The organism is Flavivirga eckloniae (assembly GCF_002886045.1).
Taxonomy (GTDB): domain Bacteria; phylum Bacteroidota; class Bacteroidia; order Flavobacteriales; family Flavobacteriaceae; genus Flavivirga; species Flavivirga eckloniae.
In genome coordinates this window covers 3,417,635-3,434,030 of the sequence record NZ_CP025791.1, presented here as the reverse complement: position 1 = coordinate 3,434,030, position 16,396 = coordinate 3,417,635, and the positions used below count along the sequence as shown (strand labels likewise).

18 protein-coding genes are annotated in these 16,396 nt (G+C 35.6%); 3 read left to right on the top strand and 15 right to left on the bottom strand.

Translation table 11 applies throughout. The features are described 5' to 3' along the window. Nucleotides 1-5: 5 nt before the first annotated feature. Both C1H87_RS14180 and C1H87_RS14175 read left to right on the top strand, forming a co-directional pair. Entirely contained in the window at nt 6-974 is a 969-nt protein-coding gene (locus C1H87_RS14180; protein WP_102756442.1) for an endonuclease/exonuclease/phosphatase family protein, read from the top strand. Nucleotides 975-1,264: 290 nt separating this feature from the next. Then, nucleotides 1,265-1,876, top strand: a complete 612-nt coding sequence (locus C1H87_RS14175) for a hypothetical protein (RefSeq protein WP_102756441.1) — start codon at nt 1,265-1,267, stop codon at nt 1,874-1,876. Between the two features lie 255 nt (nt 1,877-2,131). Here the strand turns inward: C1H87_RS14175 and C1H87_RS14170 are convergent, their stop codons facing one another. The 5 genes from C1H87_RS14170 to C1H87_RS14150 all read right to left on the bottom strand — a co-directional run bounded on the left by C1H87_RS14170 (nt 2,132) and on the right by C1H87_RS14150 (nt 7,142). Further along, nucleotides 2,132-2,509 carry a hypothetical protein gene (locus C1H87_RS14170; RefSeq protein WP_102756440.1) on the bottom strand — a complete coding sequence of 126 codons (378 nt, stop codon included), beginning with the start codon at nt 2,507-2,509 and terminating at the stop codon, nt 2,132-2,134. A gap of 62 nt (nt 2,510-2,571) precedes the next feature. Continuing rightward, a complete protein-coding gene (locus C1H87_RS14165) occupies nt 2,572-5,736 on the bottom strand; it encodes a leucine-rich repeat domain-containing protein (protein ID WP_102756439.1) in 3,165 nt (1,054 codons plus the stop codon). Nucleotides 5,737-6,154: 418 nt separating this feature from the next. Then, nucleotides 6,155-6,538 carry a hypothetical protein gene (locus tag C1H87_RS14160; protein ID WP_102756438.1) on the bottom strand — a complete coding sequence of 128 codons (384 nt, stop codon included), beginning with the start codon at nt 6,536-6,538 and terminating at the stop codon, nt 6,155-6,157. A 48-nt stretch (nt 6,539-6,586) separates the two neighbouring features. Continuing rightward, nucleotides 6,587-6,826, bottom strand: coding sequence for a helix-turn-helix domain-containing protein (locus C1H87_RS23755; protein WP_102756437.1), 240 nt, complete (start codon nt 6,824-6,826; stop codon nt 6,587-6,589). 31 nt (nt 6,827-6,857) lie between these two features. Then, nucleotides 6,858-7,142 (bottom strand): helix-turn-helix domain-containing protein, encoded by a 285-nt coding sequence (locus tag C1H87_RS14150; RefSeq protein ID WP_233783146.1) that lies wholly within the window; start codon nt 7,140-7,142, stop codon nt 6,858-6,860. A gap of 442 nt (nt 7,143-7,584) precedes the next feature. Here C1H87_RS14150 and C1H87_RS14145 point away from each other — a divergent pair, with 442 nt between their 5' ends. Next, the gene (locus C1H87_RS14145; protein ID WP_102756436.1) at nt 7,585-7,920 is read left to right on the top strand and encodes a hypothetical protein; all 336 of its coding nucleotides are present in this window, start codon (nt 7,585-7,587) and stop codon (nt 7,918-7,920) included. A gap of 702 nt (nt 7,921-8,622) precedes the next feature. Here C1H87_RS14145 and C1H87_RS14140 read toward each other — a convergent pair. The 10 genes from C1H87_RS14140 to C1H87_RS14095 form a co-directional block, all read right to left on the bottom strand. Continuing rightward, entirely contained in the window at nt 8,623-8,922 is a 300-nt protein-coding gene (locus tag C1H87_RS14140; protein ID WP_102756435.1) for a putative quinol monooxygenase, read from the bottom strand. A gap of 62 nt (nt 8,923-8,984) precedes the next feature. Continuing rightward, nucleotides 8,985-9,599: an SRPBCC family protein gene (locus tag C1H87_RS14135; RefSeq protein WP_102756434.1), complete on the bottom strand. Its 615-nt coding sequence runs from the start codon at nt 9,597-9,599 to the stop codon at nt 8,985-8,987. Nucleotides 9,600-9,969: 370 nt separating this feature from the next. Beyond that, complete coding sequence (locus C1H87_RS14130) at nt 9,970-10,545, bottom strand: TMEM175 family protein (protein WP_102756433.1); 576 nt, start codon at nt 10,543-10,545, stop codon at nt 9,970-9,972. A gap of 378 nt (nt 10,546-10,923) precedes the next feature. After that, nucleotides 10,924-11,445, bottom strand: a complete 522-nt coding sequence (locus C1H87_RS14125; protein WP_158655228.1) for a hypothetical protein — start codon at nt 11,443-11,445, stop codon at nt 10,924-10,926. Between the two features lie 65 nt (nt 11,446-11,510). Next, complete coding sequence (locus C1H87_RS14120) at nt 11,511-11,912, bottom strand: hypothetical protein (RefSeq protein ID WP_102756431.1); 402 nt, start codon at nt 11,910-11,912, stop codon at nt 11,511-11,513. A gap of 11 nt (nt 11,913-11,923) precedes the next feature. Beyond that, nucleotides 11,924-12,376: an SRPBCC family protein gene (locus tag C1H87_RS14115; protein ID WP_102756430.1), complete on the bottom strand. Its 453-nt coding sequence runs from the start codon at nt 12,374-12,376 to the stop codon at nt 11,924-11,926. Nucleotides 12,377-12,398: 22 nt separating this feature from the next. Further along, complete coding sequence (locus tag C1H87_RS14110) at nt 12,399-12,971, bottom strand: Lcl C-terminal domain-containing protein (protein WP_102756429.1); 573 nt, start codon at nt 12,969-12,971, stop codon at nt 12,399-12,401. Between the two features lie 107 nt (nt 12,972-13,078). After that, the gene (locus C1H87_RS14105) at nt 13,079-14,215 is read right to left on the bottom strand and encodes a ferritin-like domain-containing protein (RefSeq protein WP_102756428.1); all 1,137 of its coding nucleotides are present in this window, start codon (nt 14,213-14,215) and stop codon (nt 13,079-13,081) included. After that, nucleotides 14,190-15,830, bottom strand: coding sequence for a GMC oxidoreductase (locus C1H87_RS14100; RefSeq protein WP_102756427.1), 1,641 nt, complete (start codon nt 15,828-15,830; stop codon nt 14,190-14,192). Before C1H87_RS14100 ends, C1H87_RS14105 begins: the two co-directional genes overlap by 26 nt. Further along, complete coding sequence (locus tag C1H87_RS14095; RefSeq protein ID WP_102756426.1) at nt 15,827-16,384, bottom strand: hypothetical protein; 558 nt, start codon at nt 16,382-16,384, stop codon at nt 15,827-15,829. Before C1H87_RS14095 ends, C1H87_RS14100 begins: the two co-directional genes overlap by 4 nt. Nucleotides 16,385-16,396 lie beyond the last annotated feature (12 nt).

The following is a 16,396-nucleotide window of genomic DNA, read 5'->3' as shown; positions in this document are numbered from 1 at the left end:
ATTTTATGAGCAATTCCTTCAACGACATTTCTGTACGCCACGATTTGCAAACCGTAGCATTTTACAACCTCGAAAATTTATTTGATACTAGCGACGATAAGCATACTTTCGATAATGATTTTTTACCCATGTCGGTTAAAAAATGGACGCCTAAACGCTATCAAAATAAACTTAGAAAATTAGGGTTTGCCATTTCCAATATTGGAAGGCACGAAACAGGAAAACATGCTGCTATAGTTGGATTGGCTGAAGTTGAAAACGCTTCTGTTATTGAAGATTTAATTGCATCGGAGCATTTAAAGGATTGTAACTACGATTATGTTCACTACGATTCTTTAGACGAACGCGGTATTGATGTAGCTTTGCTATACGATACCAATGCCTTCGAAGTCCTATCTTCTGATACTTTTACCATTGAGCTATTTGATGATGACGGTTCTCCGGATTATACGCGCGATATTTTATTGGTTTCTGGTTTATTGGATGGTGAGGCAATTCACGTTATTGTAAACCATTGGTCGTCTAGACGTGAAGGTGCAAAGGAAACCGAACATAAACGCATCGCGTCATCTGACAAAGCCGGCGAGATTATTTCGATGCTGCGAAATGATGATCCTGATGCAAAAATTATTGTTGTTGGCGATTTTAACGACGACCCTTCCAGTAACAGCATTAAACGACTCGTCGAAGGTTTCAATCTATACAATCCCATGGAAACCTTACGATCGTACAACCGAGGAACGACCAACCATAAACGCCAGTGGAATTTATTCGATCAGATTTTATTTTCAACAAACTTCTTTAAAAGTACCACCGACCAGTTCGAGTTTAGTACTGCCAATATTTTCGACGAAGATTATCTAAAACTTTTCGATGGAAAATATAAAGGCGCTCCTTTTAGAACCTATGTGGGCAAAAAATACAAAGGTGGTTATAGTGATCATTTTCCGGTGTATGCTATTTTTAAGAAGTGATATATTCCTGCAATATGTACTGAACTTGTTTCTGTAAAGCAGGAATCTTTTTAATTGAAACCTAATAGCGTAAAGTGTATTCCTGCTTTCAATAAACAGATTAACACAATCGTTCCTTCCTCACTATGAGGTATCACGAAAAAAGATTCCTACCGAAATTTATCTAAAGCATAGACGAAAGGTAGAAATGTTAAAAAAACTGTGTTTTCATTTAAATTCTCAAACCAAAATAATTTTTAATCGCATAGTATTCAGTAGATTTGAAAAACAACTAATTACAAAACCAATTCATGAAAAATCTTATCCTACTCAGTATCATATTATTATTAATATGTGGTAAAGTCTATTCTCAAAATACTAAAGGAACCAATGGGGCATCTGCCATTACATTTGTTCCAATAAAAGGCGACAAAAAAGCCGTTGCTAAGGAAATAGCACAATTTAGATCGAAAGAGTTTATTATTAATAATGTTATTGGCTCTACTAATGGAAAGGACATTCAGTTTGAAACGGAAAGTTTGGCCTCCGACGACAGCTCTGGTTTAATCACCATTGCCTTTAATAGTAATGCAGTTAATGAAAAAGGACTACTTCTTGCTTTTTTTGGTCCTAATATAGACCAAAACGGGGAATTAAGGGATGCTTACGGGTTCCGGTATATTCCTCTAAAAAAGGCTCAGGACTTATTTGTTAGAATAGACGAAGTTCAGGACAATAACAAAAAATACATGTCTAAGCAAAATGATGTTAACAACGTTTATATGGAATTTGAAGACATCAAATTTGTTATTTATAGAGATAGTGGCGAGCAAACAAGAGTGTTTTGGAACGGATTTCAAGTTATATGGGAACGAACTGCTTTTGACAGGAGTAAAAGAAGATTGGATAAATGGTTTGACTAAAATAGCTTGACTGGTCGAGCGCAATCGAGACCTATTCAAATATGAAATCACCCATAACCTCTCGACTGAGCTCGAGGAGACATTATTAATCACTTATAATAATGTGAATCTTGTTTAAGAGTTCAAGACGTCACTTCGAGTGAAATTCTGGAAGAATTTTGTATCGAGAAGCCTTTTTTGATGAAAATTTATTTACCCGCCTTGTCAGTCGACAGCTTTTTGATACACCACAAAGGAAGTTCAGAAAACGACTTTCTAGACAGCCTGAAACAAGACATAAATCAATCCCCAGGTCGCTAAAGGTAAAAGCCATAATAACCAAAGGCTATAATGCTGGGCTTTCTTTTTATTCATTTTGGCATTAATCATCATACGCCTTTTACCTGTGTATTGCATCCAGTTTTTAAAAAAGATAAAAACCGCTATTAAAGCAAACAGTATCCAGGCTTTTTCTCGAGATATGGTAACCATATGCATTTGCCTAAAAAACCCCGCAAAGAAAACTCCTAAAAGCAGCAATAACGAGCATTGAAAAACAGACACATAAGTTATTGCTATAGTATTTGCCTTTTGCTTGTATTTGGCTTTGTAGCGGGAGAATATATTGTAAAACAGGACATCGAACAGATTCATTATTGGTTTTTCTAGTTAAAAACCAAAACTACGGTAAATAATTAATATTAAAAGCATCTAGTTTATAAGCGGATAGGTTCCGATAAAAACAATTTATCCATTATTTTCTCAAGTTGTTTTTTAAAGTGTAATTGCAAGCCTTCAATATTGTTATATACCGTGTAGAAATGGCCTAGCTCTTTTAGCTTGTCTTGAAAATCAAATACGCTGTTCGCGTCCCTTCGATTCAAAGTGCCCGATTCAATAGTTGCTTCCTTAAAATAAGTATATACCAACGGTTTACCAGTGTTTTTAAATTGACCAAAAGCCGCTTTAAATTCTTCTAAAGTGAACTTACCCACTTTGGTAAAGAATAAGCTAACAAAGATATCAGAATGTTTAACTACATTATTATATTCATCCTGTAACCGAGTTGGTGACATCGCATCAATAAAATTCTCCCACAATTGTAGTTCTATAAAAATCCCTTTTTTATAAAGTTGTTGATTCTCACGATGAATAAAAATCTCAAACTGCTCTCGTTCTGCTTTAAGCTCGGCAGAAGACGCCAAAAATATTTTAATGTGTTTTTGTGTACCACTTCGGTCAATGGATGTGGAATAGCCGTTCAAAATATCGGTTACAGGGAGCCTTTCTTTAAGCTTCGTATGGTATTGCGTTTCGTTTACATTTTCCAGCTCAATTAATTCCAGATAATCTAACCAATGCCCTTTATATAGCACCTCCTGTTTAATCTGCATCTGCGGAAAAGGTTCATGCAGTTTACGGAAGGATTCTCTAATAGTATAGAGATAACTGCGTCCTTCGCCTTTATTACCAATAACTTCAATATGGATATAATTTTTGCTATATGTTTGATACACTTTTGCCTGGCACGATCCATTCGAAATATACACGCCGCTTCGCCATCGTTTCTCGTCTATAATATCTTGATGCATTTCTACAATAAATCGCGTCATAAATGCATCGGGAGGAAAATCGTCATAATAATAACGAAAATGTATAGATGCTTCTCCATGCCACTCATAATCGGGCTCTATATCTTCGAAGAGATCTGGAATAAAATAAACATCTTTTTGGTCTTTTGCTGCATAACACAAATCGAATTTATTCATTAGTTCCAAAAGATAAGCGTGTCTTTCCTTAGGAAACTTTTTCTTCGAAAGGATTCGTTCCAAATCACCAATATGCAATCGGCCTTTGTTTTTATCTTTAACCTCGGGATCATTAATTATAGCATAGACACCATCCATAATCCACTGCGGATTGATCACGTTGGTATCGATTAAACGCGGATCATCCACATAGCTAACCACGGCACCAAGCATACTCAACAACTTAAGGTTGCTTTTACGTTCTTCCTCAGGAAGGTCTTTAATAAATTCCAAATTTTCATATTCATTATATGTAATAAAATGAGTGCCTTTTTCTTCCAGCTTTTCCAGTTCTTCTTTAACTGTAAACCAATCCGGTGGTCGTTGCTCAAAAACACCTGGCATCGATGCTTTATCACCAACAATTTCTTTTATCCTGTTTTTTAAGAGTTTAAGTGAATCGGTAGCTTTTTGCTCTTTACAATCATAAATACTTGTTCTTACAAAACCAACAATATTAGGATAATCCCGTTCAAGACCTTTTCGATCCAGATCGTGTGGATCGATATCTATTTTATTGATAACTACTAGAACAGGTGCTTTATTTCCTAGCTGATTAGCTAGCTTTAGCCAATGATTAAGCTCATTCCGTTCCCTACGCGCCAAGGTAACCAACACATATAAACTACGCTCCGAGAAAAAAAACTGGTGTGTACTCCTCATAAATTCCTGCCCACCAAGGTCCCAAATATTCAACCGAATATCTTTATCTCCACAACCAATCTGGACTTTACTTCGTTCAATACCATGTGTGGTTGTGATTTTTCTCTTAATACATTCCTCTTTAAGCAATTCGATTAAATGTGTTTTGCCATGATTACTTTCCCCTATAAAAATAACTTTAGCTTCATGTATTGGTTGCAAGGTTCCTGCTTTTTGCGCTTTTTGCCATTTGAGTATTTCCTTTATTTGATCTTGTGCAGAAAGCTCATATATTTCTGAACCTACTTCAAATTGATTAGAGCTCAAATAAAGCCTAGTCAAATTGGTAAGCTTGGATATGCCATCAGGAAGGCTGCTCAATTGATTAGAGCTCAAATCAAGCTCGGTTAAATTGGTGAGCTTGGATATGCCATCAGGAAGGCTGCTCAATTGATTAGAGCTCAAATAAAGCTCGGTTAAATTGGTGAGCTTGGATATGCCATCAGGAAGGCTGCTCAATTGATTAGAGCTCAAATAAAGCTCGGTTAAATTGGTGAGCTTGGATATGCCATCAGGAAGGCTGCTCAATTGATTAGAGCTCAAATCAAGCTCGGTTAAATTGGTGAGCTTGGATATGCCGTCAGGAAGGCTGCTCAATTGATTAGAGTTCAAATAAAGCCCGGTTAAATTGGTGAGCTTGGATATGCCGTCAGGAAGGCTGCTCAATTGATTAGAGTTCAAATAAAGCCCGGTTAAACCGGTGAGCTTGGATATGCCGTCAGGAAGGCTGCTCAATTGATTAGAGCTCAGATAAAGCCAGGTTAAACCGGTGAGCTTGGATATGCCGTCAGGAAGACTGCTCAATTGATTAGAGCTCAAATAAAGCCCGGTTAAATCGGTGAGCTTGGATATGTCGTCAGGAAGGCTGCTCAATTGATTAGAGCTCAAATCAAGCTCGGTTAAATTGGTGAGCTTGGATATGCCGTCAGGAAGGCTGCTCAATTGATTAGAGCTCAAATCAAGCTCGGTTAAATCGGTGAGCTTGGATATGTCGTCAGGAAGGCTGCTCAATTGATTAGAGATCAAATAAAGCCCGGTTAAATTGGTGAGCTTGGATATGTCGTCAGGAAGGCTGCTCAATTGATTAGAGCTCAAATCAAGCTCGGTTAAATCGGTGAGCTTGGATATGCCGTCAGGAAGGCTGCTCAATTGATTAGAGCTCAAATAAAGCTTGGTTAAATCGGTGAGCTTGGATATGCCGTCAGGAAGGCTGCTCAATTGATTAGAGCTCAAATCAAGCTCGGTTAAATTTTCTAACTCGAAAATCTCGGGAGGCAGTTCTGTAAGATCTAAATGTATATAAAGCTCTGTTAAGTTTTTCTCTTTAGCTTGCTGAATAAGGCTTAATGCCTTTTGATAGTTATCATCCATTAATTTTAAGTTTTTTAAGAGTAATCAAAACGGTTTTTAGTAATAATAAATCTAAGTTTTACTTCCAGAACATTGATTAAATTGTGATTTAATACACCTATCCAATGCAGTGAGTTTATTCCATAGTATTCGGAGATTTATCGTATACTTTTAAATTTTTTGTAGTCTCAACTAGATTTTCTTTTCCAATGTCAAAACAAATCTAACCTCACTCGGTTGCTCTGTACTATAATAAAAAACAATTTATTATTTCGGGTGGGTATTTAAGCCTTTAATTAGCTCAAATAATGAAGATAATTGAGTTATAATCAATATTATAACAGGGGGGGGGGATTACTTAGCCATTAACGACCTTACTCCAAGCTTCAACCTTTCTAAAAAAGCTTGATAATTTCATAGAGAGAGATTCGCAAAAATTTCATACAGGGCTATTAAATGTTTCTTTATTGTTTGTATATTTTGGATCTATATGCTTTTTAATTTCTGCAATAGCCTCCATTACAACACCCTTATCAAAATCAAAGAGAGGAAATTTTCTTTCTTTTCCATTATAATTCATTCTTATTCTTTCCCTATACTTCATAATACCACTTGTTCGTCCAGGTAAAAAAATACTCAATAAGGAAAAAGCTACTGTATTAGGAAGGTCTATGCTTTTTTCTCTGAATTCTATATCGTATAATTTTGAATATAAAAAAATGCCACTCTCCTCTTTATATTGATCGTTGATGATTTCAAAATTGGATTTGTTAAGCACTATTTTTTGAAGTGGTGTTCTTTTTATTATGAATTCTTTTTTCATAGTCAATTTGGAAAAACTACACTATTTTTATATTTGGAATTTAATCCTCTATTTCTTAACGGATTCTTTCCATTTTTCAACTTCTATAAAAAAGTCAGATAGCTTCATATCACGAGATTCGCAAATTTTATAAATAGTAGGTAAAGAGATTTGATAGTTCTCTCCTTTGATGATATCTCTAAGAGTACTTTCTTCTATGTTATGGTTGATTGCAAATTTTCTTTTTGAAAGCTTAGATTCTTTCCATAAATAACTTATATAACTATATATGTAATCATAGTATTTCATTACTAGCAAAAGAATATCTGCAAAATAATTTTTACCTCTTAACAGACTTACCCCAAGCTTCAACTTCTATAAAAAAGTCTGAAAGCTTCATATTACGAGATTCGCAAATTTTGTGAAGTGTTTCAATTCTCATAGCATATTTTTTATCGCCCACAATTCTCCTAACAGTTTTTTCATCAATGTTATGATCTAGGGCAAATGCTCTTTTTGACTTAGCATTTTTAATCCATCTATTGGATATAAATTCGCATATTAATCTATTTACGCTCTCCATTAGAACAAATAAAGATGGTAACATTTGAATTAATGCGGACATGTATCCGTATTAATAAATATTTTACTATATTTGTAGTCGAATACATATATTTGCGATTCTTCATATAGAAAATATTTGATGCGTCGCTTTGAATCTCGAATGAAAAACTGGTAATTTTTGCAGCGAGATGATAAGTAGATTGGCTCACGAACCTAGGCGTGGGCTCTCTTATCGCTGCACGGTATACCAGTACCTTCATTCGATAAGTTGAGTTCCACGCCTTTTTATTTCCCTAAATAAAGGGTTAATGGGAAGTAGTTTTCTCGTTTTGTGGTTGCTTAAACTTATGAAAAGTAAATCCCGATAGATATTGAACCATTTATCCTGAACTTAGTTCAGGAAGTTTAGTACAGAAATCGGGATTAGTTCAGCTTGCAATTTTGATGGTCTGCATAAAGCAAACCCTCAAAATTGAGCTTCACTAACCTTAAAAATTTAATTTATGCAAGACACCGAAACCAAGATCATACCGTACAATGTGTTAATGTCTCATTACATAACCCTCGCACTTTTAATATTAATATTCGATAAGTCGGGCTTTTCAGATGATTTAAAGGAACATTGCAAAACGGGGGTTAAAGTTGTTGGAATTATTTATGCAGATAAGGCTTATGGCACAGGTACAAAAGCCTTATCTGGAAAAGAATATGATGCATTTTTTAAACTATTTCCTCCGGCCTATTTTAATAACCGGGGAGCTATTCCTCCAGATATGGTTATAAAAAACCTAAAATTAAGTATTACTACAGACGATCTTATACATATGAGTGGTGAGTAATACAGGTTTAGTTATTATTCATGGATGTAAGCAATTCCCTTTTGCGTTTAAACAGGCATGTAATTCTCTCGTTATAATGTTGCTACTGTACAGAAAATTAATCTCTCCATTTATTGCTTTTTTAATGGTATCATTAAAAAAGCAATAAGGTCTCTAACTTATATTTTTCTGGCAAAAGGGTATCTTGCACCGGGTACTTATTGTTATGCTTTATTTTTGTTTAGTTTAAAGATATTGAGATTCCCTACCTGCTGACGGGTTCTCTGCACTCTAAATGCTACCCAACTCTACCGAAATGAAACTGCGATGTCATTCAGAGGGAGGAACGACTGAGGAATCTATGCAACGTGAAACTAAAAGATTCTTCGCTGCGCTCTGAATGACAAACCCTATAATCTAAACAAAAACTGCATTGTCATTCAGAAGGAGGGACGACTGAAGAATCTAAATAACGTAAAACTAAAAGATTCCCTGTCTGCCGGCAGGTTCGCTTGTTTCTGCTCCGCTCAGCACAAGTCGCTCTGAATGACAATTCCTTTAAACTAAATAGAAACTACATTGTCATTCAGAAGCCTGCCTGTCGGCAGACAGGGAGGAACGACTGATGAATCTAAATAATATAATACTAAAAAGATTCCCGGCCTAACTGCAGACAGCCAGGAACGACTAAAAAATCTTTCAATTACTCTCTTAAACCATGAGCTATAACGTCGTTTGGCTTTCTATATCATATATCGTTATTGCTGGTTTCGAAAGAAGCATACGCTCCGATTTAAGCATAAATTCTTTGAAATAATCTTGAGAGACGTGAAAATCGATAGCTTGTTGGCCTTTCCATTCCTCAAAAAACAGAAACATGTTGACATCTGTTTTAATCTCAGAAAATGTAAAACTTATATTTCCAGCTTCTTTTCTAGATATATCGGTTGCTTGTTTGCTCAATGTAATAAAATCATCAATGCACTCATGTTTTACGTGCCATTTCCCTATTATTATCTTCATTTAAATTTGTATTATTTATGCCCCAATATTATTTTGATTGTAAAAACACCAATACTGGCCAATTATTGTATGTCCTGACTAAAATTTTCTAAAACTTCACCTCCGAATATTTTTATGAGATTTTGAGCTATATCGTCGTTTAAAGCTTGTTTAAATGCTGCTATATTCATTGCTATTGCCTCATCGTTTTTTGAGGTAAAATGAATAGCCCACTTAAATATAGTGTGATCTCCTTCAGCTTTTAATGTTATTAATCCAAGAGATTGTTGTAAATCGAATGCATTGGGTTCGTGTGCTAACGATGCTAGACCGATGTTAGGCTCGTACCATACTACTTTTTCACTATGGTCTAGTCCTTGTTGCCTTTCTTCCATGGGTAAAAAATGGCATGTAAAGCTGGTACATTTATTTGAAGTATCGTACTCTGCGTCTACTTTTTCAAGTCCAGAACTGTATTCTGGCATACGTTCCAGCCTTCCTACTTGAGACCAAACTTTGGAAGGAGGAGCATTTAATTTTAGTGTAATACTATTTCTTAATGGCGTTTTTACAAATTTATCGGCACTTGGATAAACTGCTATCATTTTTGGTTCTGCTGTACTATTCAACTTTGCTTTGTTTTGTCCGTTGCAGCCAATCATTATTAAGATTGCTGGCACAATTAATAACTGTTTCATTTATTTCTTTTTTAATTATTGTGAAACAAAACTAAACAGGGCGGGTGACAGCCTTATGTCAACAATGTTTGTGATTTTTATAATTCTACCCACTTTTTATATGTAGAGTAATATGAAATGGTGAGATTCCCTGCTTACTGGCAGGTAGATTCGCTGCGCTCTGAATAACACTTCCTTTAAGTTACCTGTCATTCAGAGGGAGGGACGACTGATGAATCTAAAACAAGATCTTTTCTATCATTAGTAAATGAATGCAATTATTTATGAAAGCTTTTTATTCCTTATTAACTATAAATTTTAGAGATTCTCTGCCTGCCGGTTCGCTTGCTTCGGCTCCGCTCAGCACAAGTCGCTCTGAATGACAACACAACTAGGCCTTTTTCGGAACATAGCCCAACTCTACTACTTTAAGGAGAGCAACCAATAAAAAACATATCATGGCTATATATGCATTTAAAGCCGATAGGGATAAACCTATTATATAAATAACCATGCAAAAAAAATCTATATATTTTCTACCTAATTGCATTCCTACAAGTGATGCTTTTCCGTGAAATCTAACAATGGAGCTTCTTAAAAGTATTAACGATAACTGACACATAACAAGTACAAAACCATATGAAGCCAAGGGAATAATATCTGTATGATGATCTCCTTCTCCCATCCAATCTGTAGTAAACGGGATTAGAGCTAACCAAAACAATAAGTTTAAATTTGCCCACAAGATTTTATTATTTATTTTTTTAGCGACTTTAAATAATTGGTGGTGACTAAGCCAATAAACACTTACGTATAAAAAGCTGATGAAATAACTAATAAATGTTGGCAATATTTCAAAAAGAGCCTCTACAGTATATTCGTTAGGCGCTTTTAATTCTAAAACCATAATAGTGATAATAATAGCTATAACGCCATCGCTAAAAGCTTCTAGTCTTTCTGATGTCATTTTTGTGATTTTATAATTCTAATTGATACTAATGTGAACTCAATAAAAATCTCAATGTATAATCGGTATTGAGATAAACGGCGTTTTTATCATGTGGACTCCCGTCTTAAGAACGAGCAGATAAGTAAGTACTCTCGATAAACTTGGGAGACAGCTCTAAAGGACGAAATTCCCCGCCTGTAAATTGACGGGGTTTCGTTCCTTTTTTAGAATGTAATTTCTAAATTAAAACACTTGAACAATTGATTAATAAAACTATAATAAATAATAGTATTTACCTTCGAACGCAGTATCCAGAACAAATACTAGCTTTATCTTACAGGTACCTAAGCATAATTTTAATAAGAAAGCTTATACATTTAAAAATACCCCTTTACATCATTCATTTATGCTTACGTATTCAAACTGCAGTTCTATTTTTTCTCCCGAAATTGTAGCATATAGATTATCGTTATTTATCCAATACTTTATTTTGTTTGGAGAATCTGCTTCTCTATTAGGATAATCTAAATCATTGTTTTCGCAAGTAAACTCCCGTTCGTTATAACTTATCATTTTAAATGAAGATGGTGTCGTTTCTCCTTTTAATGCAATTGTAAAACTCCAATCGTTGTTCAATTTTACAAGTCTAAAGTTTTGTTCGTATACCGTATCTCCTTTTTGCGTTGTATAACTAAACCCTACGTAGTCGGTGTTGCTTTTTTTATCCCAACTTGCAAATGTTTCTTTTCCAGCTTCCTCATTACTCCTTTTCCATTTGCCTAACAACCAATCGAAATTAGCTTCTGTTTTGGTTATTTTAGCAGTACTCTCGGTTGCGGTCGTTTTCGGTTTTTCGTTTTTACCTTGGTTACAAGAGAACACCAAAATTCCGATAAGTAAAATAAACGTTTTCTTCATATTTTTTGGTTTTACATATGAACAATCCCAGAAAAGCTCCAGGTCTTCCATATGGTTATTTCTACTTATTTATAATAATTCCTATCGTCTGGTGCCTCATTTAAAGTAAATGTCTTCTGATATTCTGGATCGTAAACATTAAGTATCGTATACGTTCCTGATGTTTTCCAGGATTCTCCATCCCATGTACCGTCATCATTTAATTGTTTTTCTATTTTTTGTGATTGAATTAATACGCGCCCCCAAAACAACCATTTTCCGTTTACATTGTGTACGTAATAAACCCTTACCGGATCTATTTGAAATAATCGAGCGCTAGGTTTATTTTTAAACTCAAATACCTTTCCCTCTACATCTTTTAGAGTAACTGGGTTTTTTTGATGTTTTTCTAAGTCGAAAATATGAACAGGAAACCCTTGTTCTTCTGTTAATTGTAATGTGTCATTTATTTCTACGAAACTTCCCATATTTTATTGATTTAATTATTGATTAATTTTCCGCCAAACATTTTTATTAGATTTTTAAAACCATTCTGGTAAAACTCTGTTAACCCGTCTTCAAAGTAATAGAATGTAGAAGACCATTGTACCAAACAGCGTGCATCTAACTTTGTTTCTACTACTTGAATTTGTGCATGGTAATTTTGTACAATTTCTCCCCATTCTCCTTTATTCCATTTGTACTTATAATGCATGTTTTCATTATCCATAAAAACCAATTCCTCGTACGTTGGTTTTTGATTGGGAAACGTTATTTTTCTACGAATGTCTCTTTCTTCTGCTTGCTTTTCCGGAACTTCGGAAATTATAATATCTGGATGCCATTGATTGATGTTATAAAAACCTCCAACCAAATCCCATACTTTGGCCGGTGGAGCATTTAATTCGCATACCACAACAACCCGCCAATTTTTATATTCTTTAGTATTCATTTTGCTATAATATTCTTTTCAATTAGAAAGAACGAACAGCACGAACACGGCATTCATGATTCTTAAGATCTGTAAATATGTTACCTATAAGAAAATATTGAGCCCAAGCGAAGTTTAGATCTAGCTCTGTAGAGCTCCAATAGAAGTCGCTAGCAAAATTACCAATATTTGTGTTTGGAGACTTAGCACCTCGCCCAATATTTGAAAACATTAAGCTCAGTTCTTTTTTTGATGGCAAGTACCAATCTGAAAAACCATTTAACTCTAAATCGTAACAAAGTTTAGCTGCATATGGTTTAACGCCTTGGCTTACGATAATTTTTGATGTATTGGCCTTTCCTGTACCAACAATACTATCATAAGATTTGGTATTAGTAAAAGCGCCGTAATGCCACTGACTACCGGTACTCTGATCTTGTGGCGCGCATACCAATCCATGTTTTCCGGTGGCGTCTAAATAAAATACAATGCCTCCTAATTCCGGAACATTTTGCCCTATGCTATATTTAGTTGTGGTATCTCCCTTGCCTTGAGCAAAAGAATTAACGGTGGTTAATAATAAAAAAGCTAATAAAATATTTAATTTTTGTTTCATTGTTTTTAGTATTTAGATGTAAAAGTGTATTTGTATTTATAATTTTATCTGAAAATTGAGCCTTACAGATATATTATTAATGTGTGTTTATTTGGTTATATATTGCATTAAATCATTCTAAAACAAGGCCCATAATGCAATCCTTCTTTGTCCGGAATGGGTATCTGCATAAGTGGCAGAGCAAATTTTTCTAGCTTAAACATAACTTCGATCGCGTTCACCAAAGCTGCTTGTCCTCTACCATTTATCGCCCAAGCGTCTTCTAAAAACTTCACCAAGTCTGTATAAACCTCATCGAAACTGTTTATTAAATGCCACACTTCTGGCGAAACCTCTTCTTGTTTATAGCCACCTTTAGGCACCCTTGCTATGTTATAGGTTTCTGGTCTTGGCATAGGGTCTTTGAAGTAATATTTATCCCCCTCTTGTACAATCTTCTTTTTATAATACACTTCCCAAAAACGATAAAAGTGGGCTAGATTATCCATTCCTGTACTGGCAGGCGTTACATTTTCTGAACCTTCTCCTTGTTCCTTAATCATATCGATGGCTTTAGATACACTTGTAGCATCTGCCATAACCCACCATGATAGTGGTCCCGCCAATTGACGCTCTACGTCCATGTTTGGTTGCAACTCTTGGAACAATTCGTTAATTCTGTCGTATAACTCTCCAATGGTTGTATTGTGCTCATGACTTTGGATATGCTTAACGTTGGTTATATTTCCATCTTGATCGCAAAGTCCACCTATACTTACTGGTTCTTTTGTTTCGTAGTCGTATATTTCTGCGATTTCTTCGGGTAACTCTATCTCCATGAAATTTCTAAGCGAACAATCGTTCAATCCTTCTAGGTACAGATAAAGCTCGGGATGTACACCACCCGGAAGCCCACTAGGATACTTTAATCCGTTTTTAGGATCGTATATTTTAGGCTCGCCTCCTATACCCACAATCATGTTGCATACCATGGCCATATGTAGCATTTCTTCTTGAAAAATATTACGGATTGATTTTGCAACGTCGCACTCATTATCCTTAATAGTCCACATAGCTTGCAGATATATTGGTATGGTCGCGAACTCTAATACTACAGCACTGTTTAATAATTCCTTTAATACATGTAATTTGTCTTCTCTTACATCTTCAACAGATTTTGAATGATGGATTAACTCTTTTACATTAGTTAGTTTGGTTGCTTTCTCTTGAAAGGCATTTTTATATTGTGTCGACTGTGTTAACATCTTCTATTTTTGATTTAATTTGGTTGGTTTTTTTTAAATGTTCTACTAACCTAAAAGCCATTGCCGTGAGGGTAAGTGTAGGGTTTACAGCACTTCCAGTTGGGAAAGCGGCATTTGAGCATACATACAAGTTATCGGTATCGTGCACCTTCATAAATTTATCGGTTACGCTATTCTCTGGACTAGTACCCATACGAGCCGTTCCTGTGGTATGATGTCCTCCTGGTTTGTCGATACGGGAGGAGGTTACTTCTAAGCCCATTTTTTCAATAACCTGCTCCAATAATCTTAAGCGATCATTGGCATTTTTCATTTCCTCATCCGTTCTACTAAAGTGCACTGTGGTTAGAGGCAGACCAAAACGATCTACTCCCGGTTTTGCTTCTAGTCTATTACTAAATTTCCCTTTTTCTTCTAAAAAGGCTTGAAGATTAATGGTCATTTCTCCGTAAACAATCTCATCTATTTCTTCTCTGGTTTTTCCCTCTATCATTAATTGAGCGATATCGACATTTGGAGTGGTACGGTTTTTAAACATAAAAATCTTGCCCTTTTTTTGATGCTCTTTGGTATTATAACTATGAGACATTAGGGTAGGGAAGTCATATTCCTGAAACCATCCGTTAGGATTTGATTTGGCTTTACCAACAACATTGAGCATAGAGTGCGATACCACAAAACGTCCTACTAAATCATAGTCGTTGCCTATACCATCTTGCCAAAATTCATTTTTTGAGGCTCTTAACAGTTTTGGTACATTATATGCTCCCGAAGCTAAGATTATGGTATCTCCGTATACGGTATGTTTTTTTCCGTTTAAATTGTCTGTATATGTTACAGATTCTATTTTTGATTTGCTCGAAGCATTCACTTTATGTACCGGTGCATTTACTCGAACTTCAAAATTGATAAATCGGGTATCGTTTTTTAAATCGTCTAATACATATTGTGCGTTAAAACGCCCTCCTATGGGACAGTATTTACAAGTTCCCGTGGTCATACACTTTCGGTAACGTGCAATTGGCATTTTTCCAGATTTTATTTTTGTTTTTGTCCCCGGATCTATATCGCCATCTTGATAAACCACATCTAGTTGCTCCCATGCTTCTATCATGGCACCATCTGCCGCGGTCCATTCAAAAGGAGGTACGGGATAGGGTTTCGATCTTGGTATCCAATTTGCATTATCGTCTCCACAAACAGATAAAAATGCTTCAGCGTCGTTATAGTATGATTCTAAGTCTTCGTAGTTAATAGGCCAATCGGCGCCTTCACCTGTATTGGTATGAAGGTTAAAATCTTCTGGTCTGAAGCGTAAGCACCAAGCACCCCAGTGCATGGTAGATCCTCCATAGGCTTTTACGCGAACACCATCGGTTTGATATTCGATATTCCCTGTAGAATCTGCTTCAAATTTTTGATCGTAGGTGAACGTATACGGCCTTTCGCCACGTGTAATATAGTCCCACCAAAAGCGCCTGTCTTTTGCTATAATTTCTGGTCCTGCTTCTAAAATTAATATAGACGTATCGTGTTTATGTTCTAGTAATCCTTTTGCAATAGTGGCAGCGGCAACTCCAGCTCCAACTATTACATAATCATATTGGTTTTTCATGCGTCATCGTTTTTTGAATTAGTAGTCTCTGGATCATACTCACGCACTCTTGGAATGCGGTTGTAACGTGTTCCTCCCAAGAATCCGTGATAATTCCTTGCTTGCTCGCCTCCGTATTTTGTACCCCAACTCTTAAATCCGCCAGCGGTAATTTGCATTCTAATAAATTCGTTAACCACGTAAATTTTGCAATGCGCTAATCGTGTTGTTGGTGGTGCGCTATTATCTACACCACTTTCAAAAAACAGTTTTTTAAAGGCTTCGTCCTTACCATACATACTATATAACTCATTTAAAACATAAATGGCATTTACATATTCGCCTGCATAGTTAGGTGCGTTTTCGGTTTTTGCTTTTAGCATTTCATACCAAGAACTTCGTTGATTATTAGAATCGTAAATAGTGTTAGACCAGTTTTTACCTATGGCTTCAAAAATATCCCATAAGGCCTCTTTATTTTGATGTGTAAGGTGTTGCCCTTCTGCAAAGATTAAACTAGCCGGGAGTTTTTCATTACATACTGGACCTCCAATAGAAGTGAGTTCTTCATTCATAAGGTGCGTTTT

Coding starts and splice junctions, on each gene's coding strand:
- C1H87_RS14180 (WP_102756442.1), top strand. CDS start 6: ATGAGCAATTCCTTCAACGACATTTCTGTACGCCACGATTTGCAAACC.
- C1H87_RS14175 (WP_102756441.1), top strand. CDS start 1,265: ATGAAAAATCTTATCCTACTCAGTATCATATTATTATTAATATGTGGT.
- C1H87_RS14170 (WP_102756440.1), bottom strand. CDS start 2,509: ATGAATCTGTTCGATGTCCTGTTTTACAATATATTCTCCCGCTACAAA.
- C1H87_RS14165 (WP_102756439.1), bottom strand. CDS start 5,736: ATGGATGATAACTATCAAAAGGCATTAAGCCTTATTCAGCAAGCTAAA.
- C1H87_RS14160 (WP_102756438.1), bottom strand. CDS start 6,538: ATGAAAAAAGAATTCATAATAAAAAGAACACCACTTCAAAAAATAGTG.
- C1H87_RS23755 (WP_102756437.1), bottom strand. CDS start 6,826: ATGAAATACTATGATTACATATATAGTTATATAAGTTATTTATGGAAA.
- C1H87_RS14150 (WP_233783146.1), bottom strand. CDS start 7,142: ATGTCCGCATTAATTCAAATGTTACCATCTTTATTTGTTCTAATGGAG.
- C1H87_RS14145 (WP_102756436.1), top strand. CDS start 7,585: ATGCAAGACACCGAAACCAAGATCATACCGTACAATGTGTTAATGTCT.
- C1H87_RS14140 (WP_102756435.1), bottom strand. CDS start 8,922: ATGAAGATAATAATAGGGAAATGGCACGTAAAACATGAGTGCATTGAT.
- C1H87_RS14135 (WP_102756434.1), bottom strand. CDS start 9,599: ATGAAACAGTTATTAATTGTGCCAGCAATCTTAATAATGATTGGCTGC.
- C1H87_RS14130 (WP_102756433.1), bottom strand. CDS start 10,545: ATGACATCAGAAAGACTAGAAGCTTTTAGCGATGGCGTTATAGCTATT.
- C1H87_RS14125 (WP_158655228.1), bottom strand. CDS start 11,445: ATGAAGAAAACGTTTATTTTACTTATCGGAATTTTGGTGTTCTCTTGT.
- C1H87_RS14120 (WP_102756431.1), bottom strand. CDS start 11,912: ATGGGAAGTTTCGTAGAAATAAATGACACATTACAATTAACAGAAGAA.
- C1H87_RS14115 (WP_102756430.1), bottom strand. CDS start 12,376: ATGAATACTAAAGAATATAAAAATTGGCGGGTTGTTGTGGTATGCGAA.
- C1H87_RS14110 (WP_102756429.1), bottom strand. CDS start 12,971: ATGAAACAAAAATTAAATATTTTATTAGCTTTTTTATTATTAACCACC.
- C1H87_RS14105 (WP_102756428.1), bottom strand. CDS start 14,215: ATGTTAACACAGTCGACACAATATAAAAATGCCTTTCAAGAGAAAGCA.
- C1H87_RS14100 (WP_102756427.1), bottom strand. CDS start 15,830: ATGAAAAACCAATATGATTATGTAATAGTTGGAGCTGGAGTTGCCGCT.
- C1H87_RS14095 (WP_102756426.1), bottom strand. CDS start 16,384: ATGAATGAAGAACTCACTTCTATTGGAGGTCCAGTATGTAATGAAAAA.